The organism is Roseateles saccharophilus, from assembly GCF_004342485.1.
Taxonomy (GTDB): domain Bacteria; phylum Pseudomonadota; class Gammaproteobacteria; order Burkholderiales; family Burkholderiaceae_C; genus Pelomonas; species Pelomonas saccharophila.
In genome coordinates, this window is sequence record NZ_SMBU01000052.1 from 1 (window position 1) to 25,030 (window position 25,030).

19 protein-coding genes and 3 pseudogenes are annotated in these 25,030 nt (G+C 62.4%); 14 read left to right on the forward strand and 8 right to left on the reverse strand.

From position 1 onward, the window contains the following. The 3 genes from EV671_RS24360 to EV671_RS27085 form a co-directional block, all read left to right on the forward strand. The coding region (locus EV671_RS24360; RefSeq protein WP_165917708.1) for a tyrosine-type recombinase/integrase at positions 1–990 on the forward strand (990 nt) is incomplete at its 5' end. 142 nt (positions 991–1,132) lie between these two features. After that, a complete protein-coding gene (locus EV671_RS24365; protein ID WP_132576514.1) occupies positions 1,133–1,924 on the forward strand; it encodes a hypothetical protein in 792 nt (263 codons plus the stop codon). A gap of 375 nt (positions 1,925–2,299) precedes the next feature. Then, positions 2,300–3,586 carry a tyrosine-type recombinase/integrase gene (locus tag EV671_RS27085; protein ID WP_207911240.1) on the forward strand — a complete coding sequence of 429 codons (1,287 nt, stop codon included), beginning with the start codon at positions 2,300–2,302 and terminating at the stop codon, positions 3,584–3,586. Positions 3,587–3,693: 107 nt separating this feature from the next. Here the strand turns inward: EV671_RS27085 and EV671_RS24375 are convergent, their stop codons facing one another. The 5 genes from EV671_RS24375 to EV671_RS24395 all read right to left on the reverse strand — a co-directional run bounded on the left by EV671_RS24375 (position 3,694) and on the right by EV671_RS24395 (position 10,208). After that, positions 3,694–4,335, reverse strand: coding sequence for a hypothetical protein (locus EV671_RS24375; protein WP_132576515.1), 642 nt, complete (start codon positions 4,333–4,335; stop codon positions 3,694–3,696). 62 nt (positions 4,336–4,397) lie between these two features. Then, positions 4,398–6,908 (reverse strand): S8 family peptidase, encoded by a 2,511-nt coding sequence (locus EV671_RS24380; protein ID WP_207911241.1) that lies wholly within the window; start codon positions 6,906–6,908, stop codon positions 4,398–4,400. Between the two features lie 15 nt (positions 6,909–6,923). Beyond that, a complete protein-coding gene (locus EV671_RS24385; RefSeq protein ID WP_243655864.1) occupies positions 6,924–7,964 on the reverse strand; it encodes an AAA family ATPase in 1,041 nt (346 codons plus the stop codon). A 172-nt stretch (positions 7,965–8,136) separates the two neighbouring features. Continuing rightward, positions 8,137–9,228, reverse strand: coding sequence for a PA0069 family radical SAM protein (locus EV671_RS24390; protein WP_132576516.1), 1,092 nt, complete (start codon positions 9,226–9,228; stop codon positions 8,137–8,139). Positions 9,229–9,260: 32 nt separating this feature from the next. Continuing rightward, positions 9,261–10,208, reverse strand: a complete 948-nt coding sequence (locus EV671_RS24395) for a DUF72 domain-containing protein (protein WP_132576517.1) — start codon at positions 10,206–10,208, stop codon at positions 9,261–9,263. Positions 10,209–10,368: 160 nt separating this feature from the next. On the opposite strand from EV671_RS24395, the gene imuA reads away from it, so the two are divergent. From imuA to EV671_RS24410, 3 genes are read left to right on the forward strand one after another with little or no spacing between them, the layout of a single operon-like run. After that, positions 10,369–11,202 carry a translesion DNA synthesis-associated protein ImuA gene (gene imuA / locus EV671_RS24400; protein ID WP_132576518.1) on the forward strand — a complete coding sequence of 278 codons (834 nt, stop codon included), beginning with the start codon at positions 10,369–10,371 and terminating at the stop codon, positions 11,200–11,202. 25 nt (positions 11,203–11,227) lie between these two features. Further along, entirely contained in the window at positions 11,228–12,454 is a 1,227-nt protein-coding gene (locus tag EV671_RS24405) for a Y-family DNA polymerase (protein WP_338139962.1), read from the forward strand. Positions 12,455–12,466: 12 nt separating this feature from the next. Continuing rightward, positions 12,467–15,556, forward strand: a complete 3,090-nt coding sequence (locus EV671_RS24410) for an error-prone DNA polymerase (protein WP_132576520.1) — start codon at positions 12,467–12,469, stop codon at positions 15,554–15,556. Between the two features lie 36 nt (positions 15,557–15,592). Here the strand turns inward: EV671_RS24410 and EV671_RS24415 are convergent, their stop codons facing one another. Together EV671_RS24415 and EV671_RS24420 are read right to left on the reverse strand one after the other, a co-directional pair. Then, positions 15,593–15,994, reverse strand: a complete 402-nt coding sequence (locus tag EV671_RS24415) for a hypothetical protein (protein WP_132576521.1) — start codon at positions 15,992–15,994, stop codon at positions 15,593–15,595. Next, positions 15,991–16,500: a hypothetical protein gene (locus EV671_RS24420; protein WP_132576522.1), complete on the reverse strand. Its 510-nt coding sequence runs from the start codon at positions 16,498–16,500 to the stop codon at positions 15,991–15,993. The genes EV671_RS24415 and EV671_RS24420 overlap by 4 nt, the downstream gene beginning before the upstream one ends. Positions 16,501–16,634: 134 nt before the next feature. On the opposite strand from EV671_RS24420, the gene EV671_RS24425 reads away from it, so the two are divergent. Both EV671_RS24425 and EV671_RS24430 read left to right on the forward strand, forming a co-directional pair. Beyond that, a complete protein-coding gene (locus EV671_RS24425) occupies positions 16,635–16,991 on the forward strand; it encodes a helix-turn-helix domain-containing protein (RefSeq protein ID WP_132576523.1) in 357 nt (118 codons plus the stop codon). A 37-nt stretch (positions 16,992–17,028) separates the two neighbouring features. Continuing rightward, entirely contained in the window at positions 17,029–17,253 is a 225-nt protein-coding gene (locus EV671_RS24430; protein WP_132576524.1) for a hypothetical protein, read from the forward strand. Positions 17,254–17,264: 11 nt separating this feature from the next. Here the strand turns inward: EV671_RS24430 and EV671_RS24435 are convergent, their stop codons facing one another. Beyond that, on the reverse strand, positions 17,265–17,549 hold the full coding sequence (locus tag EV671_RS24435) for a helix-turn-helix domain-containing protein (protein WP_132576525.1): 285 nt from the start codon (positions 17,547–17,549) through the stop codon (positions 17,265–17,267). Positions 17,550–17,643: 94 nt separating this feature from the next. Here EV671_RS24435 and EV671_RS24440 point away from each other — a divergent pair. From EV671_RS24440 to EV671_RS24465, 6 genes and pseudogenes are all read left to right on the forward strand, one after another. Continuing rightward, positions 17,644–17,910 (forward strand): annotated as a pseudogene (locus tag EV671_RS24440) (GNAT family N-acetyltransferase); the annotation flags it as partial. Between the two features lie 624 nt (positions 17,911–18,534). Next, positions 18,535–19,479, forward strand: a pseudogene (locus EV671_RS24445) (TrlF family ATPase); the annotation flags it as partial. 55 nt (positions 19,480–19,534) lie between these two features. Beyond that, positions 19,535–20,518, forward strand: a complete 984-nt coding sequence (locus EV671_RS24450; RefSeq protein WP_132576528.1) for an IS5 family transposase — start codon at positions 19,535–19,537, stop codon at positions 20,516–20,518. 143 nt (positions 20,519–20,661) lie between these two features. After that, a pseudogene (locus EV671_RS24455) lies at positions 20,662–22,713 on the forward strand (TrlF family AAA-like ATPase); the annotation flags it as partial. Positions 22,714–23,065: 352 nt separating this feature from the next. Next, complete coding sequence (locus EV671_RS24460) at positions 23,066–23,938, forward strand: hypothetical protein (RefSeq protein WP_132576530.1); 873 nt, start codon at positions 23,066–23,068, stop codon at positions 23,936–23,938. Between the two features lies 1 nt (position 23,939). Next, positions 23,940–24,872, forward strand: coding sequence for an SMODS domain-containing nucleotidyltransferase (locus EV671_RS24465; RefSeq protein WP_132576531.1), 933 nt, complete (start codon positions 23,940–23,942; stop codon positions 24,870–24,872). Positions 24,873–25,030 lie beyond the last annotated feature (158 nt).

Below are 25,030 nucleotides of genomic sequence, written 5' to 3' on the forward strand. Positions count from 1 at the left end.
CCCATTGCTGACCTCTGCGCGGACGTATCACGCGGTTCAACCGTCAACTCGCGCTCCAATTCCTGGCCGCAGGGATGGTGGTCACGGATTCAGGAAGGAGACAGCAAGAAGATTCCCATACCGCAAGTGACGTTTAATGCGGTCGAGGTGCTTCGCAAGCTGTGCGCGCAATCGCGAGAATTCGGGCAGCATGACTACCTTCTGTCATGCATAAACAGGGCGTTCTTCGGGAGAAACCCGGACGGAGTTTTTGCAGAGCGAGCGCTGTCGAGGGTTGCTGAGGCATGCGGTGTTTCTGGGAATATTCATCCTCATCGCTTCCGAAAATCGCTCGCGATGTATATTATTTATCAGGACTCGAGAAACATCGAGCTTATACGGCACTTGTTTTCTCACAAGAGCCTCAGAATGACGCTTCGCTACATACTTTCGTTGCCTGGCGTGAATGATGAATTGAAACGCTATCTCATCGAAAAGAACACAGAAATTCTCGCTGAGGTGATGCTTGCTGCTGCATCGGGACGAATTGGAGGCAGGGGAGGCAATAGGGTGAAGGATAGTATCGCCGACTCGAAGACATTCCATGCACGATTGCAGGACCGTGGAAAGGAGACTCTCGAGCAATATGTAGATTCCTTGCTCGATTCTGGTATTAAGCTTCTGCACCGTACGAATCTGGCGATTTGCATCCGCTCACCAAGTGTTAACGACACCGCCCCTTGCGTTGGGAAAGAGGAATCGGCGGCGGATCGTCTTCACCCGAACTTGTTTGCTTGCGAGCCCTTCAGTTGCAACTTTGCGGTCTTCACCGAAGGCCACGCTGACAATCTGGCAAGCGAAATTCAATTTCACGAGAGAATGCTGACTCATCCTTACTGTGGCAAAGACCAATCTGACTACTCCATGCGTCGAATAGCCGAAGTTGGCCGGCGTCTCGCTGAGATAACCGGAGTCGACGGTGCAGTCAAAAATACTCCGAGATATGGCTAGGGGTAAGTCGCTTCAAGCGGTCTACGCCGCGATCGCGCACCTGAGGCAGGAAGGAGAGCAGTTAACAGTCGCGAGCGTCGCGAGGGCTGCAGGGGTTGGCCGGTCGACCCTGTATCAGGACAATGATGATTGGAACGCCGTAATGGCTGTGATCGATGGCGGCGACATTCCTCCCGCTGTCGTGGTGAACATGCCGTCGGTATTTCGGCGCAGAGAGCCATCGAGAATCAAGTGGCTCTCGGACCGGATTGGCGCCCTTGAGAAGGAACTTGAAGAAACTATCAACTTCGCCGACGCAACATATCAACGACTCGTCGATCAATTGCAATACTATTTCGCAATTTCGCACGAGACCCCAAGTCGGCGGGACGAAGTCCGCAAGCAACGCATTGAGTTGACGGCGACATATGAAGAAATAGGCAGGTTAAAGCAAGAGGTGCGGCGTTTGACTGACGAGGGTGGTCGGTCCAACGTTATTGGTGCCAAAGGGCGCAAACGGCACATATCGATTCCGCCCGAGATGAGCGTTGCCAAGGCAATGGATCACTTCCTTACGGAGCTTCATCGGCACATCCCTGACAAAGCGGTCGGCAAGGCCTTCACCTCTATCACGTTCGTGTGTGGACTTCCTCTGTCAGGAAAGTCGACGTGGATCGATCGGCAGGCCGCGCCGGGACCCGGCACCAGCCTCTTCATCGAGGGCACCTTACACACCGAGGAGCTTCGCACAGTGCTGCTCGCGCAGGTGAAGCGCTTGTGCGAGGCCGAGGTGAGGTGTGCGTGGCTCCTGACCGGGGCGGATGAATGCCTCAGGCGTGCGATGCCTTCTAACGTGGCGGCAGGGCCGACAGAAGAACTGATACGTGCGATCCATGCGGGGACAGAACGGGTGTCGGTGATGGAGTCATTCGATTCTCTTGTCGGCGTCCGATGAGAAGGAACGCGAATGCTGATCGCCTATTGGCGCTTTTTCACAACCGCGAAGCGGCTCAGGACTGGAGCGACCTGCTATCGCGGGACCGGCAGTCGATATGTCGAAAGGCCCTATTGGCGTACTGCGATTTTCCGAGAAGCACTCTTTATCAGAATCAGTCGGTGAAGCGCTTGGTTCAAGAGCAGGAATCTAAATTGAAGATGCAAAACATCCTTCATGCGGAAGTGCCAATCTCTGGCGATCCGACGCATTCGGCAGACACGGTCACGCCCTTGGCTGAGCGGGTAAGCGGTTTGTTTGTTAGGGTGGCTTACCTGCGGGATATGGTTAGCGCTGTCGCTGATGAATTGACTAGGGTCTCGCAGGAGTAGGGCTTTGAAACTTGTGTCCGGATATGGACTTAAGCAAATCGACGGGTGGCCGTCTGATGCAGTGCCGATGGTTTTCGACGATAGTTTTAAGATTATCGAGGGGCCGACGCGCTGGCTCATGCATGTTGCCAAGCTAAAATCTCGAAGCGTGGAGACCCGGCGAAAGTATGCTTGGATCTTGTCTCGCTACTTGCAGTGGCTGGATGATTCTGGATACGGTGCGCAGCACTGGGCCGCAATAGATATTGATATATTCGAGCGATACCTTTTTGACCTCACGCGACCTTCGGCCAGATCATCGTTCGGGCCATTGGAAGATACCGCCGCGGACTACGCGGCAAGAATAGTTTCCTTCTACGACTGGGCCGAACGCGTCGGATATCGTCACTTTCTGGAAGTCGATCGCGAGGAGGTGCTTATTCGCCTCAAGGATCAGTCCCTCCTCGCTCGCGCTCAAGACAGCACTGGGCGAGAGAAACTGGCGTTCAACCTGCCCAGCGGACGAGCAACTTTTCTTCAAAGCGAAGTGGAAAAGTTTGTCGTGCAATCCGAATATGAGATTGCCCTTCGCCTCCTGGATGACGAGGTATTTAAGGTAATGGCGGCTGTGATCCGAATCACGGCTATGCGGCCGAAGGAGTTGCTCCAGCTTCCGTATCGTGGAGCTGCGGAGAACAGTGGATTTGTTCCCTACGACTTGGACGAAATTCCCGAAGGATTAGACTTTCAGGAGATCGGCTTCTATTGCCGCTCGAAGGGCAAGAATAGGATGATTAGATTTCCGGGTCAGTTATGGCGGGTGATCTGTCAGCAATATATACCGTTGCGCCGAGAGCGGGCCGAGTTGTATAGGAAGCGCAACGGCGTCTCCCCAAGAAATTCCATACTGTTTTTGACGAGGGATGGATATGAGGTGGACTACAGCATCCTGCACTATCACTTTTCCAAGGTAACTCGAGCGTCAAAAGAGAATGAGTTATCTGGACGCGGGCCTGTGTACAAGAAGCGGGCCTTCAATCCCAGAATGCTGCGGCATACGTGCGCGACGTACTTCGTCTACGAGGCGCTAAAGCAGAACAACATGTTGGGCCGGTCGTTCGTCTACGACGCGGCTGTGGACGAGGACCTTCGTCAACTGCTAGGCCACAACGACGTACGTACCAGCTACGAGTACTACGTCCATCTCGCTAACCGCTTCTTCAAGGAAGATCTCCTTGCCGATCTGCATAGGAGCCGGGTCGATGCTGGCTTGTCGGCACTGCTGGACGCCGCAGGGTACGCGGGCCACTAGGTCGAGCAATGTCCGGTCGGTGGTGGCGCTTGAGTCGCGCACAGGTGTTGGCGAGCGGCCAAGTACGGCGGGTTGCCGGAGTGAAGTGAATGGTCGGGGTCAGGTTTCTACCGGGAGTAGATCTGTTCCTGCAACCAGTCGGCCAGAACCTCCACCTCCTCCGTCGCCCGAAAGAGCTTGTTGCGGTCGACATGGATCCAATCCGCGAGGAACGTGTCGAGCCCGTCGTCGCCCACATCCACGCCGTCGTTGCGGCTGAAGAAGAGCCGGGGGAACTTTTTGCGAGTCTTGCTGTCGTGCTCGACCGAGTCCATGGTCAAGCTGCCATTGTGCTGCGCGCTGTTCCGTGCCAGTACGACCTGCTCGATGAGATCCAGGTCAGCGGGACAGGTATGGAGGCCAAGCGCTGCACAGTAGTGGTCGACGTAGGCGCGCACGAAGCCCTTTGGGCCCATCGCCTTCTCGGCCGTGGGCGTCAGGGGAAACTGGCGCTCCCAGCCTTTGAGATAGTGCTTGATGCTCTCGGACAGCATGGTGATACAGGCCCGGCCCAGCAGCTCCAACTCCACGTCGGCTCGCGACCATTCCTCCATGTACGCGGGCTCGCCGCTGTCATCCCAAGGCGGGTCGTGGAAGGGAGGTTCCTTGGCCTCTATCAGGCGCTTGGTCTCAATGAACGGCACTGATGCCGTGTCGTAGAAGTGCCGGATCAGCGCCGTCCGCTCGCGTAGGAAATAGGCCAAGTCCATTGCACCAGTGTGCGCCTGCAATGGCCCGTTTGCCTGCCGCCTGAGCCGATCTCGATGATTGGTCAGGGAATCCGGACTTCCACAGGTACCTCGGCTGCAACGGCAATCTGCTGCGCAACGAGCGCATACAGATCCTGCTCGGCCGTGGGAGCCTCAATGGAGATCAGCAGGCTGTACCTGGCTGCTCGGTCAAAGCGATTGTGGGACGGCCGGTTCCGCCACCAGCCCATGGCCGGAAAGATCGCCAGTTGCCCGCGGTTGGCCAGCTGCGCGGCCGTCCCTGTCCAACTGTCTGACAGCAGCGAGCCTCGGGTGCGCAGCCGCTCTCCAATGGTCCAGCCGGGATCCGCGCCACCCCCGCCCGGAAGGCCCTGCTCCTCGGCGGCCGCTTGGGCGTTGATGCGGCCGCGGAAGGCGGCCTCGGTCTCTAGCGGTCGCCGAACTGCAAAGCGCAGCGCGTGCGATTGGTAAGCGTACTTGTCGATGCCACCCCGCTCGCCGGGATTCGGTTCGATGAAGTACGACAGGGTGACGCGCAACGTGACCGGCAGATCCCCGAGGTCTTGAAGCACGTCGATGGGCCAGGGCAGATCGTGGAGGTGCATCTCCCGCGTCTTCACCGAGCCGTCGTCCTTGTAATACGGCTGGATCTCGTCCTGCACGATCATCGTCAGCGAGTTGCGCGCGCTGTACAGCACCCGCTCGAGGCTCGGCACGCCGTAGCCGCAATGGCGCAGCAACTGGCGCATAGTGTTCTGGTTTCGTACGCCGCCCGGCGTGTAGGCATCGAGCATCGGCTGGGTCCACCGTGCCGAGTGCACCATCAGGCCACGGATCGTTTCTGGCCAGAAGCCCGGGTAGGCCGCCGCTATCCGCGCGCACATGCCCGCGGCCAGCGCAGTCGCTGCGCTGGTGGCCCAGCTGAGCGTGAAAAGCCGCTCATGCGGCTGGTGGCCGGTCGTCAGCAAGGACAGGCTGTCCATGGAACTGGTGAACCCGGACGGCTCGATCGCAACGTTGCCGCCCTCCATGACGATGTCTGGCTTGAAGGGCCAACCGGCCTGCCAGGTCGCCGACGTAGTGGTGTAGGGACTCAATCCGCCGGCGCCGGCGATGGCCCTATACGCCGGGGCATGCGCTGAGATCGTCGTCAAATCGGAATACGCGCCGACCGTCAGCGCATTCCACGCCTGGCCCGGGTCATGGACGGAACTAGTGCTCAGGCTGTGTGGATAGGCGGCCCATGCGTCGTTGTCGTTGGTATTGCCCGCGCAAAGCACGAAGAGCCGCCGCGTCGCGCCCTGACCTTCGTAGTCGCAAGCCAGCTTATCCACCTGGGCGGACCAGGACGAGGGCCTGCCTCGATCGCGGCCGTCAGTCGACGACACGGCCATCGCAAATACGCGCCGGCGCTCAGCCTCGGTGATCTCCACCCGAGCCACCGCTTCCGCCGTGATGGCGCCAAATGACTCGCCCTCGTTGTCTCCGGGAAAGCGCAGCACCTTCACCGACTCCAAGCGGTGCGGAACCAGCAGCGGCGCATCCTCGGCGAGCGCTGCCGTGAGGTCGCCCATCAGCGCCAGGCCGGCGAGTTCGCTGCCATGGCCGTTGTCGTCATCCGGCCCCCAGTCGGGTTCGACAGCGTGGCGATCCTCGTCGGCCACAAACGGCGCGAGTAGCGGATGGCCGTGATTCACGCCAGTGTCCAACAGCGTCACATACGCGTTGCCGCCGGGCCCAGGCTGCAGCCTTCGTTGCAGATCGCCTTGCCAGGCGGCCTGCTCATCCAGCGGCAGATTGGCGAAAAACTCAGCCGTGGTCTTTGCACGTCGCAGCTCTGCGATCATGTTCAGCACAAGCGATGACTGGAGGAGTTGGCTCTTGGTGCCGTGCACCTGAGCGACCATGCGCTCGGGGAAATGCAGCACGCGATCGCTGACCCGCAGTCCTGCCATGTTGGCCACTGTGCGGAAGTCGGCAAGCGTGCGCTCCGCATGAGCGCCGAGGGGCAGCCAAGCCTCCCACCAGATGGCCTGGGCATCGTCGGCTGGCAAGGCGGCCGCTTCATCGGTCCAGAGCGAATCGAACGTCGCCACCCGCAGTGCGCTGATGGCGTCCACCAGCGTCTGATGATCCCGCGGGTTGCCGTTCTTGTCGGTCTTGTGATCGACGTATTCGGTGATCAGCTTCTCGAAATGGTCGAGCTTGCCCTGCGGAACGAAAACGGTGGCCAGGATCTGCGTGCCCTGCTGCCGAACATTCATCAGCTCAATACCGCGGTGATCGCGAGCCAGGCTCGCGGCGGCCATGGCCACCCCCTGCTCACTCTCAAATTCGACCTGTATGCCGATCGCGCTCTGCACGCCGGCTTCCTGCTGCTCGGCCACGCGCTGCTGTTGGGCGACATCAACTTGCGCGAGTTGGGCCCGCAACGCGCCGGCATGCTGCTGCCGGTTCTTCGCTTGCACCACGACCTTGTCGCCACCGCCACTGCTCTTGGCCGTATAGCCCTCGACACTGCGGGTGTCTTGAGGGAACAGGTGGGGACGGTGCTGCTGTTCGCCGGTAGCCATTCAGCGGACGCGCCCTCAGGCCTTGGCCACGGGCGTGCGGCGTCGCACGGCCTGGCGCTGCTGCAGAAGGATCTTCACGTCATCGGCTGGCACGCTGACCTGGTCGTGCATGACTGCTTCCTTGACCGCATCGCCAACGGCGCGCGTGATCTCTGCATGGCTCAGGCCGACAGCTTCGGTAGTCAAAGCCGAAATGGACTTGGCGGACTTCAGGTAGCTTCCCAGCCGCATGCGCAGCAGCGCCCGGATCTCGTCGGCGGACGGCAGTTGGTATTCGACCAGGTCGTCAAAGCGTCTGAACAGCGCGTCATCGAGGATGTCCACGTGGTTGGTGGCGGCGACGATGACGCTGCTGGACTCATCCTGTTCGATCATCAGCAGAAAGCTGTTGAGGATGCGCCGGATCTCGCCGACGTCGTTCGCCATGCCACGCTGACTGCCGATGGCATCGAACTCATCGAAGAAGTAAACGCCTCGCGTGGAGGCAACCGCGTCGAACACCTGGCGCAGCTTGGCGGCCGACTCCCCCATGAACTTCGTGATCAAGGCATCCAGTCGAACGACGAACAGCGGTATTCCCAGCTCACCGGCCAGCGCGGCCGCGGTCATCGTCTTGCCGGTGCCCGAAGGCCCGACGAGCAGCAACTTCCGGCGCGGGTGCAGGCCGTGGCTGCGCAGCTTGCTCAGATGCCGCTGCTCCTTCAAGACACGTTGCAACCCTGCGAGCAGTGGCTGAGCCAGGACCATGTCCGACAGCCGGCTGGAGGGGTAGGAGACACTGAGCAGCGAGGCCAGTTCACCTTTGGGGCGGGCCAGCGGGATGGCACCGTCAGCAGCACCTGCTGCGCCAGCGTTCCGACGCGACTTGGCGGCGTCCAGCAGGTCCCGCAACTCCTCAGCCAGCTTTCCATGGCCCTGCTTGGCCTCGTGCGCGGCCATCTGCATGGCCACCGAGTAGAAATGGCGATCATCTCCCTCCGCAAAGGAGCGGAACAAGGCTTTGAGTTGATCGCCGTTGGCCATGATCTCCCCATTGTCACGCAGGTGCACTTGCACGACTGAAGCCTAGGGTTTGCCTGATCAGAACCCCCGACGTGGCCAATTCCCACCGGCTGAGCGGTCAACGCGAGCTGCGCCGTCAGCCCCCGCGCGCGAAGATCCTGCCGGCTGTGGGGGCCGCGCTGCGCGCGGGCGAGCGCGCCAATCGAGCGAGCCGTGAGCCTTGCGCCTAGAAGAGCGACTGCTGCTGATGCGAATCTCGCTGGCGAGAGAACTTCGACGTGTCCAGCGTGAGCCGGTTCTGGTTCATGCCGTAGCGCCGCGTGGCGATCCTGAATCGTTGGGCGACCATGTCGGCGTGAACTCCGGTGCCTCGCATGCGCTGGCCGAACGTCGAGTTGTAGTCGCGGCCATTGTGGGACTGTGCCACCAGGCTCATCACGTGCTGCGCGCGTAGCGGGAAATGCGCCTCGAGCCATTCGACGAAGAGGTCGCGCACCTCCAGGGGCAGGCGAAGCATCACGTAGCTGGCGTATCGCGCACCCGCCTCTGCTGCAGACTGAAGGATCCGCTCAAGGTCAACATCCGTCAGTGCAGGGATCACGGGCGAGGTGAAGATCGCGACAGGAATCCCAGCATCGGCAAGTGCCTTCACCACCTCCAGCCGGCGCTTTGGGCTCGGGGCCCTGGGATCCATCTTTCGCGCGATGTCGGCGTCCATGGTGGCCAGCGAGATGTTCACGCGTGCCAGGCCTTGCGCGGCCATCGCCGACAAGATGTCGATGTCGCGGGTGATCGCGGCCCCCTTGGTGGTGATGCTGACCGGTGCACGGAATTCCTGCAGCACCTCCAGCACGGCTCGCGTAATGCCGAGCTTGCGTTCGATCGGCTGGTAGGGGTCCGTGTTGGCGCCGAGTGCAATGACGGAGGGCTCATAGCTTGGCCGATTCAATTCCTTGCGCAGAATCTCCGCGGCATTCGTCTTGGCGAAGAGCTTCGACTCGAAGTCGCGCCCGGGCGACAGGCCGATGTAGGCGTGCGTCGGCCGTGCGTAGCAGTAGATGCAGCCGTGCTCACACCCAAGATATGGATTGATGGACTGATCGAAGCCGATGTCCGGCGAGTCGTTGCGGCTGATGATGGACTTTGCCTTGTGCTCACTGACTTCAGTCGCTAAGGGGGCTTCGCCGTCGTCCTCATCGAACGGTGGCGGCTCTGCCTCAGATCGGTCCTTCATCGCGGCCAGGAACCGGGACTGAGTATTTGAGCCAGACCCCCGGCCTTTGACGAAGTGAATGGTCGAGGTGGTGGGCCTGTTCATGTCAGCGCTGTTTCAAGGGCAGAGGAGAGGGATCAGAAGGGCAGCTCTTCGCCGCCGAAGTCCAGCGAGGGCTGAACCGCCAGAGCGCCAAGGATGTCCATCAGGGTCTGCGCATTGCGCTGGCCCTGGTCCTCGTGGTTGTTGTTGAAAATTACGTCGACATCGCCGGCCTCGCCATTGAGCCGCCGGATGCCTTCGGCCAGCCCCTCCAGCTCCAACTGCGGGTAGTCGTAGTTGAATCGGTCCGAAGCGGCCGTGGCGCCCTTGATGTCCCAGGTCTCGTAGTTGCGACCGTGCAGCCGCACGAGGGCGCGGCGCGGGTTGGTCACGGCCCACACGGCCGGCACGCTGTTCTTGAACCCTTGCGGCTCGTCGACCGTCGTGTGGGTCACGCCCAAGTCGCGAAGCATCGCCAGCGTCTCGTCGACATGCTCGGGCGCGAGCCAGGTGTTGTTGCGGAATTCGACGCTGACCTCGCAGCCAGCCATCTTCTCCACGCAGTAGGCGATGTGAGCCTTGTCGCGTGACGAGCGCAGGAACCAGGGCGCGAACTGGAAATGGATGAGCCCTAACTTGCCAGCGTCGCGCAGCGGCGTCAGCGCTGCCAGATAGCGCTTAAAGACCTCATCCTTCAGGTCCTTCGGAAAATCGCTCAGGTAGACCATCCGCTTCGAGCGCGTATCGGGTGGCAGCGACGCCAGCAGATCTGGCGGCAGCAGGTCAGGCGGCGTCTGGTGGCCCGTCATCAGGCGGAAGGCCTTGATGTTCATCTGAAAGTTGGCCGGCGTGCGCTGTGCCCATAGGTCTGCGTTCGATACCGAAGGCATGGCGTAGTAGCTGGAGTCCACCTCGACCAGCGGAAACCTGGACGCGTAGTACTTCAAGCGCTTTTCAGCGTTGTTGGCCAGCGCCGGGTAGAAGCGCTTGCAGTCGATGAGGGTCTTGTCGGTCCACGACACCGTGCCCACGCGAATAGCCATTGATGCTCCTTTCGATATGCCCGCCCAGGCTGGCCTCGGATCGCCCGATGCGGGCAACCGAAGGACCGCCAACTCCTAACGCGAGCCGGCGTGATGTCCCGCTGGACAGTGAATCGGCCCGCATATACTGTATGGATATACAGTATAGCTTTCCACGCCAATGCAGCCCGTCTCGCCTGCGCCGGATACGGTGTCGCTGTCGTCCAGCCTGTCTTCGCCCGCTCAAAACGCTATCGCCGGCGTCCACGAGCCCTTGCCGCAAGAGGTCGAGACGGCCCTGTGGCGCGGCAACGAGCTGGGCGGCCCCGTCGCCCAGGTCCTGACGACAGGCTTCCCACAGCTCGACGACGTGCTGCCTGGCGGCGGCTGGCCCTGTGGTGCACTGACCGAGGTGCTTGTCCCGCAGTTCTCGGTGTCGGAGCTGCGGCTTCTGTCGAAGGTGATGTGCTGGCAGACCGAGAAAGAGCGCACCGTAGCCTTGGTAGGGCCGCCGCACGCGCCGCACGCCCCAGGGTTGCGGCACGATCGCGTCGACGAGCGCCACCTGGTCTGGATCGATGTCGACTCCCCGCGCGATCGCCTGTGGTGCACCGAGCAGCTCGTCAAGGCTGGCACGTTCGGCGCTGTGCTGTCCTGGCTGCCCCTGGTGCGGGCAGAACAGATTAGGCGCCTGCAGGTCCTCGCCAGCCGCTCCAAAGGCCCGGTGTTCTTGTGCCGGCCAGAGTCCGCGGCGCGCGAGGCCTCGGCCGCGCCGCTGCGCGTGGTGGTGCGTCCGCACACCGACTGGCAGTTGTCGCTGCAGGTGCTCAAGCGCAAGGGCTCCCCGCTGGAGGAGCCCGTGGTGCTGCCCTCGGTGCCCGGTGGCATCGGGAAGATCATGACCGAGAGGATGCGCTACCCGAGCCGCCTCAGACCTGTCGAGCCAAGCCATGCTGTGGTGCGCGTTGCTGCTGCTCCCTTGCGTGACCGATCCAAAGTCGCCTCAACCTCCTAGTCCTGACGCACTTCGAGCCGTCGCCGTGTGGGCGCTGCAGTTCACCCCACGCGTCGCGATCTCCGAAGACGCCGTCCTGATGGAGGTGGGAGCCAGCACGCGCCTGTTTGGCGGGCGGCGGGCTCTGCGCGACCGCGTCGTGGCCGAAGCGGCTGAGCTGGGCGTGCAGAAGGTCGCTTGGGCGCCGACGGGCTTGGCGGCCCATGCCTTCGCGCGCTGCAACATCGAGAACGGCTTCAAGAAACCGCTGCAGGAACTGCTGGATCGCCGGCCCATGGAATGCCTCAGCGCCGTGCGGCCTCATGCCACTGACCTCGCCCAGACGGGGTGCCGGACCCTGGGCGACGTCAGGGCGCGGCCGCGACACGGCCTTGCGCGCCGCTGGGGCAAGCAACTACGTCTGGCCATCGACCAGGCCTATGGCCATGAGCCCGAGGCCTTCGAATGGGAGGTGCTGCCCGATGCCTTCCGCGCCAGGCTGGAGTTGCCGTTCCGTGTCGAGCATGCGCCCGCGCTGCTGCAGGGCGCCCGCCGGCTGCTCGTGCAAATGTGCGGCTGGCTGTGCGCAAGGCATGCAGGCACCACCGCCTTCACCTTGCACTGGTCCCACGATGCCATGCGGCCGCGAGACGCCGGCGAAGGTGGCCACATCACTGTCGGCACGGCGGACCCGACGCGCGACGTGGAGCACCTGTGCCGGCTGCTGGCCGAACACCTGACGAAGATCCAGCTGGCGGCGCCAGTCGGTGACCTGGTGCTGACGGCAGACCAGGTGAACGACCAGGCCGGAAGCAACGGGCAGCTGTTCCCAGACGAGTCTGAGGACGGGGAAGCGCCGCACCTGGTGCTGGAGCGCATCGCGGCCCGGGTCGGTCCCCAGGCAGTGAAGCGCTGTGTCGTCAATGAGGACCATCGCCAGGAGTGGATGGCACATTGGCAGCCGGCCGACGTTCCGGTGCCGCGCAAGCCAGCGGCCAGTACAGACCTACCGCAACCCACGTGGGTGCTGCCAGAGCCGCTCAGGCTGGCCGTGCGCAACAACCGACCGGTCTATCAGGGCGAGCTGCAGGTGCTCGCGGGGCCGCAGTGCATCGAGGCCGGCTGGTGGGACCGCGATGAGGAGGCAGCGGCCGGCCGGCTGGTCGTGCGCGACTACTGGATCGCCGAGTCCGGGCGCGCAGGCACGTTGTGGATCTTCCAGGCCAAGCTGGACGACGGCATCGCCTGGTACCTGCATGGCATCTTCGGTTGATGGGGGCGCACCGTGATCCCGCCCTATGCAGAACTGCGCTGCGTCTCTAATTTCACGTTCCTCAGGGGCGCAAGCTGGCCTGAAGAACTGGTCACCCGTGCCAAGCAGCTCGGCTACGGCGCAATCGCCATCACCGACGAATGCACCATGGCCGGCATGGTGCGGGCCCATGTAGCGGCCAAAGAAGCCGGCATCAAGTTGCTGGTCGGCTCGCAGTTCGAAGTCAGGGCCGGCGCACCGTTCAGCTTCATCGTCATTGCGACGAACCTCAACGGTTACGGCAACCTCTGTGAGTTCATCAGCAATCTAAGGCTTCGGTCGGAGAAGGGCACCTATTTCCTGAACCTCGACGAGATCGACAGGAAGACGCTGGCCGACTGCGTCGTCATTGCGGTGCCCGACCGCAACTGCACGCTGGAGCAGATGGAGGGCATTGCCCGCTGGCTCTTGCGGCACTGGACGGGCTGCTGCTGGCTTGGGTGGGAGCAACTGCGGCGCATCGACGATGAGGTACAGCTGTTCAAGTTGCGCCAGTGCAGCGAGCTGACGGCCGTGCCCATCGTTGCTGTGGGTGATGTGCACATGCATGTGCGCTCCAGAAAGCCGCTGCAGGACGTGCAGACAGCGACGCGACTGGGGCTGCCGATCAGCAAGTGCGGCCTGAAGCTGCGCCAGAACGCCGAGCAGCATCTGCGGACCCGACGCCGCATCGCCGAGCGCTGTCCGCCGGAACTGATGCTGGAGACGATGCGCGTTGCGGACCGGTGCGACTTCAGCCTTGACGAGCTGAAATACGAGTACCCGGACGAGGTCGTGCCAGCCGGCCATACGGCTGCTAGCTACCTGCGCGAAGTCGTCTACGACGGCGCCGGCCGCCGCTGGCCCAAAGGCGTGCCGGCGGAAGCCCAGTCCCAGATCGAGCACGAACTGGCCCTGATTGCGGAGATGAAGTACGAGCACTACTTCCTCACCGTCTACGACATCGTTGCCTTCGCGAGATCTGAGGGCATCCTGTGCCAGGGCCGCGGCTCGGCGGCCAACAGCGTCGTCTGCTACTGCGCTGGCGTGACCGAGGTGGATCCGCTGCGGTCGTCGATGCTCTTCGAAAGGTTCATCAGCAAGGAGCGCGGTGAGCCGCCCGACATTGACGTCGACTTCGAACATGAACGGCGCGAGGAGGTCATCCAGTACCTCTATCGCAAGTACGGCCGCAAACGTGCAGCTCTGACCGCCACCATCGCCAGCTACCGGTCGCGTGGTGCGCTGCGCGACGTCGGCAAGGCGCTTGGCCTGAGCGAGGACGCCCTGGACATCCTCAGCAAGGGCACCAGCTCCTGGGAGTTCGACACCAGCGACGAGGTCTTCGAGGAGGCTGGGCTCAAACCGGGCAGCCTGCTGGTCAAGCAGCTGCGAGACATCACCTCGCAGTTGCTGGGGTTCCCTCGCCACCTGGGTCAGCACACCGGTGGCTTCGTGCTCACTAAGGGCCTGCTCAGCCGCATGGTCCCGGTGGCCAACGCCACCATGGTCGACCGCACGACCATCGAGTGGACCAAGGACGATTTGGACTTGATGGGGATGCTGAAGGTGGATGTGCTGGCGCTGGGCATGCTCACCGCGCTGCACAAGGCCTTCGACCTCATCGGTGAACGCGAAGGCCAAATCTTCGAGATGCAGGACATCCCACCGGACGACGTTGCCACGTTCGACATGATCTGCAAGGCTGACACCGTCGGGGTGTTCCAGGTCGAGAGCCGCGCCCAGATGTCTATGCTGCCGCGGCTCAAGCCGCGCACATACTACGACCTGGTCATCGAAGTCGCCATCGTTCGACCCGGGCCTATTCAGGGCGGCTCCATCCAGCCCTATATCAAGCGGCGCAACGGCGAAATCCCAGTCACCTACCCGAGCCCGGAAATCGAACGGGCGTTGGGCCGTACGCTTGGCGTGCCGCTGTTTCAGGAGCAGTGCATGCAGCTCGCGATCCTCTGCGCTGGTTTCACTGCAGGGGAGGCCGACGGCCTGCGGCGCGCGATGGGCGCTTGGCGGCGGACAGGCGCGCTCAACGAGTACATGCCGCGCATCATCAACGGCATGCTGGAGCGGGGTTACACCGAGGAGTTTGCGCAGAGCGTCTTCGAACAGATGAAGGGCTTCTCGTCCTACGGCTTTCCTGAGTCGCACGCTGCCAGCTTCGCGATCTTGGTCTATGCCAGCTGCTATGTGAAGTGGCACTACCCGGCGGAGTTCCTGTGTGCGATGTTGAATAGCCAACCGCTCGGGTTCTACAGCCCTAGCCAATTGGTGCAGGACGCCAAGCGCCACGGCGTCGTGGTTCGGGCGGCCGACGTGCTGCACAGCAACTGGGACTGCACGATGGAGGACGTCGACCATGAGCCGGCTGTGCGGCTGGGTCTTCGAATGGTGAAGGGACTGAAGAAGGAATCGGCTGCGCGCATCGTGAAAGCACGGGTTCAGCGCTACTTCGAGAGCGCCGAGGAAGTCGCGATGCTGGCGCAGCTGGAACACCAGGACATGCGCCAACTGGCGGCGGCGGATGCGCTGCGCACCCTATCGGGCCATCGGCGCCAGCAGGTCTGGGACGCTGCCGCGCTGCGCCGACTTCCCAAGCTGTTGGAAGGCGCTCCCGTCGACGAGCCCGAACTCGAGATCGAGCCCGCTGGTGAGGGCGAGGAAGTGATCTGGGACTACAGCACCTTGGGGCTGACGCTCAGAAGCCATCCGCTGGCGTTGCTGCGGTCCAGGCTCGACGAGCGTCGATTTGCCACCGCCGAAGACCTGTCGATGGCTGAGAACGGCGATTTCGTGCAGTACGCGGGCATCGTCACGCTGCGGCAGCAGCCCGAGACGGCCAAGGGCGTCATCTTCGTCAGCCTCGAGGACGAGACCGGCAACGTGCAGGTGATCATTTGGCCCAGCGTGCGCGACGAGTTCTCGAAGGCGCTATACCGCTCGCGGATGCTGTGCGTGGAAGGGAGTTGGCAGCGCGAGGGGGACGCGTGCAGCTTGATCGCCAAACGGCTGGAGGACCTGACGCCGCTGCTGGGCGATCTGGAGACGGCAAGCCGCGACTTTCATTGAGTTCGGCAAGATAGGCAGAGAGGCGGTTGCGAACCCTCAGTGCCCCTCGGCCGCGCATGCCAACAGCACTTGTCGTAGATGACCTTGTTCAATCGCATGCCTCGGTGTCCGCCCGCCAAGCGCACCGCATGGGCTTTCGAGAAAGGTCATCAGCGCCCAACCGTGGGTTGTGTTGAGCGCCATGATCACACGAGGAATTGCCTCCCAGATCGCCGGATCGAACTGCCATCGGGGCAGCCGGTAGCTAGTGCGACGCTCCTTCAGCGCGATGACACGGCCGCTCGCGATCCAGACGCCTATCGCCGCTACATCGGTGCGGGCATAACAGGCCGCCTGCGCAACAGTGAGCATGTCGGCGGCCATCAACCGGGCTCTCCTGTAAGGCTCGCTAGCGGCCAGCAAGGCGCTCGTCCGCGCGGTGGAGACGTAGGCACTCATCTTGTTGAGGTGGGCCGAGGCCGGCTGGAGCCAACCTTTCGCGGCTGAGTACGACGCGGCTTGGACTTGCCCGGCGACAACTGCAACAGCAGCTCCGACGACGCACTGCACCTCGGCGGTTCACCGCGCATACCGCCGTCGAAAGCTTCGCCGGAGGCGTCGATCAGCGTCACGTATCTGCCGGTCTCATCGGCATCAAGCCTGACCTCCAAGATTTGCCTTGATGACCACTGGCCAGTGGGTGAGGCCCAACCCGGCATCATGGCAACTAGGCCGCGCACCCGCTTGACCTCGATGGCTTTGAGCGTCTCGGCCAAGTCCGACTCCCAGGCGATGCACATGGTGAAGCTCATCCCCAGGCCGTCGCCTTCTGGATCTGGGTGCGCGACCGTCAAAAGGAACCACGGCGCGTGCAGCGGCATCTCGACGACCCGCCAATGCTTGCTGCCTGGTTCTCCGAGCCCCTGCGGGACCTGAAACTCGTACTGCGGAAGCGAAAGAAACATCGGGCTGCTGCCGCGAACAGCGAGGCGTTCGGCGGCCGGATTGTTGACCTGGCGGCAATTCTTCGCGGCATGCGGCCATATCCAGATTTTTGATACGGAGCCGGCTGGGCTACGGTGGAGGCTGAGAGAAATCCATGGTCAAAACCCTGCACAGCCGCCACAACAAGATCTTTCTGGACAAGCTGCGCAAGCTTCGGGAGTCCCGCGGCTTGCGCCAGGCAGACCTCGCGCTCCTGCTGGGCCGCAGCCAGGGTGCGGTCAGCTACGTCGAGTGTGGCCAGACCCGCCTGGACGTCATCGGTCTGCGCGACTGGCTGGAGGCTTTGGACTACGGCTTCCTGCGCTTCCTGAAGGAACTCGATGTCGACCTGCGCCGGCTCGACGCCCTGCGGCTGCGAGCGAAGCCGGGCAAAGCAGGCAAGCGGGCCGCGAGACCAACCCGGTCACGGCTCAGTCAGATATTTGAGGTCGACCCACTTATCGACAAATGACGGGGCGGCTAAAGATGATCCCTATGAAGATTCGCGCATGAAACGAGTTCGAGTCGCCCCAGGCAAGTTCGTCGTCATTTCGGCTGAGATGGCGGAGAAAGCGGCGCGGGTATTCGCCAATGGCCTGACGCGGGAGCAGGTCCGCGACCTCCAGGCAACTGAGCCTCGGCATGCCGCAGGTCTGATCATCGGCTCGCCCAAGCCGCTGGCCCTTGCGCGGGCCAAGGCCGCCGTGGCGACCGCTGCCGAGAAGATCTTCTGACGCGAGCGGGCTTAAAGCAGGCTCGGCAGTTGGTGGCGCTGGATGCGCTCGTCCAGCTTTTTGACGAATGCTTCGAGGGTGGTGCCGCAGGCATGTGTCCAAAGCGCCAGCTCGAACACATCGACGCGACGGCGGCCGGCCTCACAGCGGCTGATGACGTCTTGGCCAACCTGCATCCGCGCCGCCAGCTCCGACTGACTTAGCCCAGCATCCGCCCTGAGGGTGTTGAGTTCCTCAAGGAACAGCTGGTACTTCTCACTATGAAGCGGGCTTCTCATCCTGCAGCGGTTGCTCACGCGGCCGCGCAGGATCAGAGGGAAGTCAAATTATGGGAAAACGCCATAATTTGAGCAGTGACACTGCTGGCGGCATAGGCCTCACAGCAGGCCGCACCTGTCCACCTACCTGCTCGCCACGAGCAACGGCGAAGTCGTCGGCTGCGCTGGTGCCGAGGTCTACGGCAGCGTGGCGCTGCTGCGCTCCGTCGCTATCGCGACCGGCCTTCAGAAACAAGGCATCGGCCGCCAGCTCGTCGAGCGGTTGCTGCAAGAGGCCCGCTCGCGCGACATCGCCGCTCTCTACCTGCTGACCGTCGCGGCGCCCGAGTACTTCGCGCAGTACGGCTTCAAGCGCATGAAGATCGAGGATGCACCCTAGGCCCTGAAGGCGTCGGCCGAGTTCCAGGGCGCTTGACCGGCTTGCGCCGCGCTGATGGCTCTGACGTTGCGCGAGGCGCCCGCGGCCGATGCCGGCTTGCCCGTGGCGGTGCTCGGCGCTGATCCTGTGGGCCTGGCGCCTGCTGGGCCTGGGCTGGGCTGCACTTGGTGCTGGGGGTGCCGCGCAACGCCTGGCTGCCGCGGGCGGAGCAGCCGGTGGCGGCGGCTGCAGGCGGCGCACCGCCAAGCCCAGCGCCGAATACGACCGAACGAACGCTGGCCACCGCTGTGCTGTTGGCATGGGTGGTTGCCGTGACCTGGTTCCTCAGCACTGCCATGGCGGCCTACCTGCCGGGGCTGCTGGCGCTGCTGGGGGCGGCGCCGGGCGTGGTCGTCGCCATCGGCGGTTGGTCGGGCCGGCGCAGGTGGCGGGACGTTCGCTGGAGTTCGGTTTCCTGCGCAAGATGCATCCGCTGCAACCCACGACTACCAAGGCAGTGCGGCGGCCTATCGGCACCCGTCGGCGGCGCGACCATCATTGTTGGCATCCCATGCGGTGTTGCCGTCAGGAAGGTGAAATCTAGGTTCGCCCCCGCTTGTAGACTTGGCTCAGGGAGGCGGAAAGATGGTTAAACCCAACGCCGATATGTCTCGTGGGTCGCTCTGGCACAGGTGGGACCCACACATTCATGCGCCTGGCACGGCGATGAACGACCAGTTTTCGGGGGCAGACCCATGGCCCGAATTCTTCGACAAGGTCGATCAGCAGGATTCGCCAATCCGAGCGCTCGGCATTACCGACTACTTCCTGATCGACACCTACGAGAAGGCCTGTGCCGCGAAAGCGCAAGGCAGCTTGCCAGCTGTGGCGCTACTGTTTCCCAACGTCGAGATCCGGCTTTCGATCGGCACTTCGAGCAGCTCAGCAATCAACGCCCACCTGCTGTTTTCGCCGGATGACGTTGATCATCTGGACCGCATCCGTCGCCTGATGGCGAGTTTCAAGTTTCGCTATGCCAAGGACGAGTTTCGGTGCGAGCGTTCTGAACTGATCCGGCTGGGTCGCGCACATGATTCGTCCATCGTTGACGACACCAAGGCGCTGACCGCGGGGGTCAATCAGTTCAAGATCGACTTCGAGGACCTGCGGGAGACGTGGGAGACGAACGATTGGTTCAGGGCCAACTGCCTGGTGGCTGTCGCTGTCGGCGAGCGCGATGGGACGTCGGGGCTGCGGGATGAGACGGGGTCCTTCGCCGCCGTACGGACCAACATCGAAGCCTTCGCGCACATCATCTTTAGCGCTAGCCCCAAGCAGATTTCCTTCTATCTCGGTCAAGGCCCTGCTTCGGTTGACGACCTCAACACCAAGTGGGGCGGCGTCAAACCATGCCTGCACGGCTCGGACGCGCATGCCCATTCCACCGTCGGCAAGCCGGCTCTGGATCGGCTTTGTTGGCTGAAGGGCGCACTGACCTTCGAGACACTGCGCCAGGCATGCATGAACCCCGAGGGACGGGTCTTCATCGGCAAGGAGCCACCGAGAGGGGCGCTGCCTAGGGAAACGCTGATTTATCCGGGCTGACCGCGATGCGCGGTGGACGCGGCGGCGGCAGGATCACGGCATGAGTCAACGCAGCTTTGCCAGTGCCGAGTACGCCTTGAAGAAGAAGCGCACGCGGCGCGAGATGTTTCTCGCCGACATGGAGCGCATCGTCCCGTGGTCGCGGCTGGAGGCGGCCATTGCGCCGTCGTACCCGCGCAGCGGCCGGGTCGGTCGCCCGCCCATCGGCGTGCCGAAGATGCTTCGCATGTACTGCCTGCAGCAGTGGTACGGCCTGGCCGACGAGGCCCTGGAGGACGCGCTGTACGACAGCCAGTCGATGCGCGACTTCGTCGGTATCGACCTGTCGCGCGAGGCAGTGCCCGATGCAACGACGCTGCTGAAGTTCCGGCGCCTGCTGCTCGCCAACGACCTGACCAAGGCGCTGTTTGACGAGATCAACGCCCACCTGGCCGAGCAAGGCCTGCTGATGCGCTCGGGCACCATCGTGGACGCGACGATCATCGCCGCGCCCAGTTCGACGAAGAACGCCACGGGCGAGCGCGACCCCGACATGCACCAAGCGAAGAAAGGCAACCAGTGGCACTTCGGGATGAAGGCGCACATCGGGGTGGATGCCGAGTCGGGGCTGGTGCACACGGTCATCGGCACGGCGGCCAACGTCAACGATGTGACGCAGGCCGGTGCGCTGCTGCACGGGCAGGAGACATCGGCCTTCGGTGACGCCGGCTACCGGGGCGTGGACAAGCGCGAAGAGGCCAAGGGGCCGACCTGGTTCGTCGCCATGCAGCCGGGCAAGCGCCGGGCGCTGGACCTGACGAAGAAGTGGGCGCGGTTGCTGGAGAAGGCCGAACAGTTGAAGGCCGCCGTGCGGGCCAAGGTCGAGCATCCCTTCCATGTGGTGAAGAACTTGTTCGGCCATCGCAAGGTCCGCTACAAGGGCATGGCGAAGAACCAGGGGCAGCTGTTCAGCCTGTTCGGGCTGGCCAATCTCGTGATCGCCAAGCGATCGTTGTTGGATCTGCAAGCCCGAGGTGCGTCTTGAGCGGCCAGATGGGGCCGCAAACGGCCCAAAAAGCACAGGCGCCACCGCTGATCGGCATCGAATCGGCATCGCATCCAATTCGCATCGCCGCGCGCTGTGCGCTGGCCGGTCGCTGGCTGCGAAACTGGCCTATTGATCAGCGTGTCCCTAGCAATGTCATCCGTTCAGTTTCGGTGAGCAACGCGCCGTGGATGTCGCCTGCCTCCATTGAACTCAATCCCGGTCTCATTGCGATCATCGGCGCCCGCGGCTCAGGGAAAACGGCGCTCGCGGATTTCATCGCGATGGGCGGATGCGCCGCCTCCAAGCATCTGAGCGATAAGTCGTTCCTCAGGCGGGCAGCAGGCCATCTCAAGGGCTCCGAAGCCAATCTGACTTGGGAATCCGGCGACACGACCTCCAACGCATTTGCTGACGTCGAAGATGAGGATCTGATCGACGCTCCGCATGTGCAGTATTTGTCTCAGCAGTTTGTCGATCAACTGTGCTCAGCCGAAGGCCTGGAAGATCCTCTCGTTCGCGAGATTGAGCGCGTGGTCTTCGATGCACACCCGGATGCAGACCGCCTCGACGCGACGATGTTCGAAGAGCTTCTGGACATCAAGCTCGAAGGTGCGCGAACGAGCAGGTCGAGGCACGTAGCCTCGATCATCAAGATTTCGGAATCCATCTCTTCGGAGCAGGCCCGAAAGGACGGGCTTGCGGCGTTGACCAAGGATCGTGAGGAAAAGTACAAGGCCATCCTCAAGGATGAGGCGGACTTGAAGGGGCTGATGCCCAAAGGCGACGATGCCCGCGCCAAACGACACGACGAAATCTCCAATGCCGTCGATGCGAAACGCGGGATCGTGGTGAAGACCAAGGTGAGGTTGGAGGCGTTGCAGCACCTGATGGAGGACGTTGAATCCCTTCGCCAGTACGAGATGCGCGAGTTGATTCAAGGCATGCGCGAGGAGCGGCGTGAAGCCGCCCTTTCCGTCGCGGAATGGGCGCAGTTCGACCTTGAGTTCGCAGGTGATGTCGACACCATCCTCACCACCAAGATTGAAGAGACAAAGCGTGTTCTGCGTACGCTTGAAGGCGTCCCACCTGACCCTGCTGTTGTAGCGGGCAGCGACCCCAACGTGCCGCTGGTTGGTATCAACGATGACCTCTCCAAGCACACGCTGAATATTCTTGAGCGAGAGCTTGAAAGGCTTCGCAAGCTGGTTGGTATGGATGCGCAGAATGCGCGCCGCTTCAAGGCGATCTCAGACAAGGTCTCTAAAGCCAAGATCGCACTGGAAAAGACCGACGCTGAAATCGTGAAAAGCAAGGGAGCCGACGAGCGCATCGGCGACTTGCGGCTGCAGCGCCGCGCCGCGTATGCAGGTGTGTTCCAGGCGGTGGTCGACGAGGAGGCCGCGCTCACCGAGCTCTATCAACCACTGAAAGCGCGGATCGCCGAAGCCTCTGGATCTCTCGGAAAGCTCGCGTTTACTGTACGCAGAAACGTTGACGTAGCCGCTTGGTGTGAAGCTGGAGAGTCGCTGCTGGACTTGCGATCTGGGAGCGCCTTCAAGGGCAAGGGCAGCCTTCGGTTGGTTGCGGAGCTTTCTCTGCTCGACGCTTGGCAGACGGGCGACGCTGCCCAAGCCGGGGAGGCTCTGCTGCAATTTGTCGGTGCGTACTCGGAGGATCTGCGAGCGCAGCGCCCGGCTCAGATGGACCGCAGAGAATGGGCGCGAAGAATTTCCGCCTGGTTGTTCAGTACGGACCACATCTCCGTTGGCTACGGCCTGGAGTTCGATGGCATCCCCATTGAACGTCTGTCGCCGGGGACGCGTGGCATCGTGCTGTTGCTGCTCTACTTGGCAGTCGATTCACAAGATGATCGCCCCCTTATCGTTGATCAGCCTGAGGAGAACCTGGACCCTCAATCGATCTATGACGAGTTGGTCGTTGAGTTCCAGCGCGCGAAGAAGCGGCGTCAGGTCATCATAGTTACCCACAACGCGAACCTCGTCGTCAATACAGACGCCGACCAAGTGATAGTGGCGCGCTGCGGTAGCCATGAGCCAGGTCGACTCCCTCAGATGAGTTACGAAGCTGGGGGCTTGGAAGAGCCTGCCATCCGAGAGGCCGTATGCGCCATCCTTGAAGGGGGTAGGCGCGCGTTCCGAGAACGAGCAAAGCGGCTACGTGTCTCGGTGTAGCTGGACCAGCATCAAGGGGGCTTGGCGCTGCGCGCCCGGCTGACAACGTCCGTCTCGCTCCTGTCAGCCGGCCTATTTCTTGGTGCTGCCTTCGCCCGAGCGATTGAGGATGAAGGTGGCTGTCAGTTCCTTTAGCACCTGTCCAATCGAAGGTTCCATCAGCTCACCACGCGATACGTGCCGGCGTCTGGCAACTTTGCGCGCAAGCTCAGTCTGCTGTGTCAACGGCGTCGGTTCGATCTGCGCGTCGCGTCGAAGCGTTCCATGCCGGCTCAAGGCCGACTAGCATTCGCCCGCGAGGCAAATTCCGCAGCGAGGAGGCCCATTGATTCGACCGTACAGGATGAGTGCCATGGTCTTGGCCGTCTCGGTCATGAGCGTCACTATGGCAGCGCCGCCGCCGTCCCCGCCTTCGGCCAGCCAAGCGTCGCAGGTGCAGTCGACAGTCAACGCGGCAAGCGCGGTTGCTGCAGGCTCGGCGGATCAGCTCGATGCCCTGGACCGCTGGCGGAAGATGATCTCCGACGATCGTGCGCTTCTCGAACGACAGGCGGACAGGCAGTACGGCGGGCTTGAGAAGCTGTTCGATAAGGCCCTTTGGGTGCTGGGCGTACTGATATCTGTTGCGTTTGGATTTCTGTTCTGGTTCTTCGGGAAGTCTAAGAACGAGGCGAAGGCCGTGGTCAAGGAGATGTTCGAAGAGCGAGTCAGAGAGGCTGTAGATGCTGAGGCGCAGCGGCTTCGGGAGCAGTACCAAGCGCTGCGAACGGAGGTCGATGACCTGGCGTCCTTCAAGAGTCGACGTGTGGTCTGGGTTGCAGGCGCCGGAGCCCTTGCCGCCGACGACAAGTTACAGGCTTCAATCGACCGCGCGTTGTCGGTGATGCGCGGCGCCGGCATCAGCAACATCTCGCAGATTTCGCCTGCGCAAGGTGATGCGTTCCAGGTTGGCGATCCAGATCTGGTCGTGCTGAGCTTTGACGGCTCGGAAGAAGCCCGCGCGCTGCTCACTTCGCTAGTGCACCAACTGCAGCCCAAGGCACCGCCCGTGCCGCTGCTAATCTATTCGTTTGTGCCCGGAACGCTACCGGCGAAGCTCGACGAGGCCGACATCGCCAGCCTTGAAAGCTTCGACTGGTACGTGCCGGTCAACTTCCCGGCTCAACTTGTCGCGCAGGTGCAGGTCCTTCTGCGACGCGGGCGAAGCCGGATTGGTGAGCTATAGCATGGCCAGCGTAGAACAACAGCTTTGGTCGCTGGTCAGCGAAATCGAACCGACACCCACGCAAAAGGCGGGTGCCGCCAGGAGCCAGAACCACCTGAGGGATCTGCTTTCCACGGGCCAGATAGGGGCGAGGATCCGGCAGTCGTATCTGAGCGGAAGCTATTCGAGGGACACGGCCATTCGGCCGCTAGACGATGTCGACGTTATCTTCGTGATCGACCCAAACGGGTGGTCGCAAGGCCTGGCTGGACTGTTCAGACCGGCGCCGGAAGTGGTGCTGAATACCTTTGCTAACGCGATTCGATACAGGTATCCGGTCAGCTCTACCTTTGGTCAACGACGGTCCGTGCGCCTTGAGCTTTATCACCTGGACATCGACTGCGTGCCAGCGATCGAGGAGGCACCTGGCTCTGACTTCGTCCTGATCCCGGATCGCGATTCCGGCGAGTGGATCAGGTCCTCCCCAAGGAGACACGCGGCGCAGGCCACTGCAGTGAATCAGCAGAACGGCGGGCGGGCCAAGCCACTCGTCAAGCTGTTGAAGTACTGGAATGGCAATCTTCCGTCGACGGCAAGGGTGCGATCGTTCCTCATCGAGACGCTCGCGCTGACACTTTTGAGGCAAGAGCCTGCAGGCAGCCTCGAGGGTGGTCTGCTGAGTTTCTTCTCCTTCCTGTCAGGCTTTGGCGGGCAGTCGTTGTTGCTTTCATGGACTACCCGCCATGGCGTGACCGTGACGGGATACGGGGGAATGACCGCGCCGGATCTCGCCGGAACCGGAACCAACGTCGCGGGGCGTATTGATACGGCGACCATCACGAAGCTCGTGCAGCATGCCGCGCGGAGCAGGGACCGCATGCTTGAAGCGCAGAGGGCCCGGTCTGTGGACACGGCCGTTGACCGTGTGGCGCGGGCCTTGCGAGGCGATCTCTAGCTGAGTAGCTCTTCTACGCTGTGGGGCTCTGCAGGGCTATGGATTGGCCTTGTCGGGGCGGACTGGTGTTATGACCGTCGCTGTCTGAGGCTTGCCAGGGCTTGATGTCCCAGGAACGTTGGGGGCGTTCGTGAGAACGCTGCCGCGGTCATCGCGGG

What these genes read in the sequence shown, in the direction of transcription:
- EV671_RS24390 (WP_132576516.1), bottom strand. Translation starts at nt 9,228, where the DNA reads ATGAACAGGCCCACCACCTCGACCATTCACTTCGTCAAAGGCCGGGGG.
- imuA (WP_132576518.1), top strand. Translation starts at nt 10,369, where the DNA reads ATGCAGCCCGTCTCGCCTGCGCCGGATACGGTGTCGCTGTCGTCCAGC.
- EV671_RS24395 (WP_132576517.1), bottom strand. Translation starts at nt 10,208, where the DNA reads ATGGCTATTCGCGTGGGCACGGTGTCGTGGACCGACAAGACCCTCATC.
- EV671_RS24430 (WP_132576524.1), top strand. Translation starts at nt 17,029, where the DNA reads ATGAAACGAGTTCGAGTCGCCCCAGGCAAGTTCGTCGTCATTTCGGCT.
- EV671_RS24415 (WP_132576521.1), bottom strand. Translation starts at nt 15,994, where the DNA reads ATGAGTGCCTACGTCTCCACCGCGCGGACGAGCGCCTTGCTGGCCGCT.
- EV671_RS24365 (WP_132576514.1), top strand. Translation starts at nt 1,133, where the DNA reads ATGGCTGTGATCGATGGCGGCGACATTCCTCCCGCTGTCGTGGTGAAC.
- EV671_RS24425 (WP_132576523.1), top strand. Translation starts at nt 16,635, where the DNA reads ATGGTCAAAACCCTGCACAGCCGCCACAACAAGATCTTTCTGGACAAG.
- EV671_RS24420 (WP_132576522.1), bottom strand. Translation starts at nt 16,500, where the DNA reads ATGTTTCTTTCGCTTCCGCAGTACGAGTTTCAGGTCCCGCAGGGGCTC.
- EV671_RS24465 (WP_132576531.1), top strand. Translation starts at nt 23,940, where the DNA reads ATGGCCAGCGTAGAACAACAGCTTTGGTCGCTGGTCAGCGAAATCGAA.
- EV671_RS24460 (WP_132576530.1), top strand. Translation starts at nt 23,066, where the DNA reads ATGGTCTTGGCCGTCTCGGTCATGAGCGTCACTATGGCAGCGCCGCCG.
- EV671_RS24450 (WP_132576528.1), top strand. Translation starts at nt 19,535, where the DNA reads ATGAGTCAACGCAGCTTTGCCAGTGCCGAGTACGCCTTGAAGAAGAAG.
- EV671_RS24375 (WP_132576515.1), bottom strand. Translation starts at nt 4,335, where the DNA reads ATGGACTTGGCCTATTTCCTACGCGAGCGGACGGCGCTGATCCGGCAC.
- EV671_RS24380 (WP_207911241.1), bottom strand. Translation starts at nt 6,908, where the DNA reads ATGGCTACCGGCGAACAGCAGCACCGTCCCCACCTGTTCCCTCAAGAC.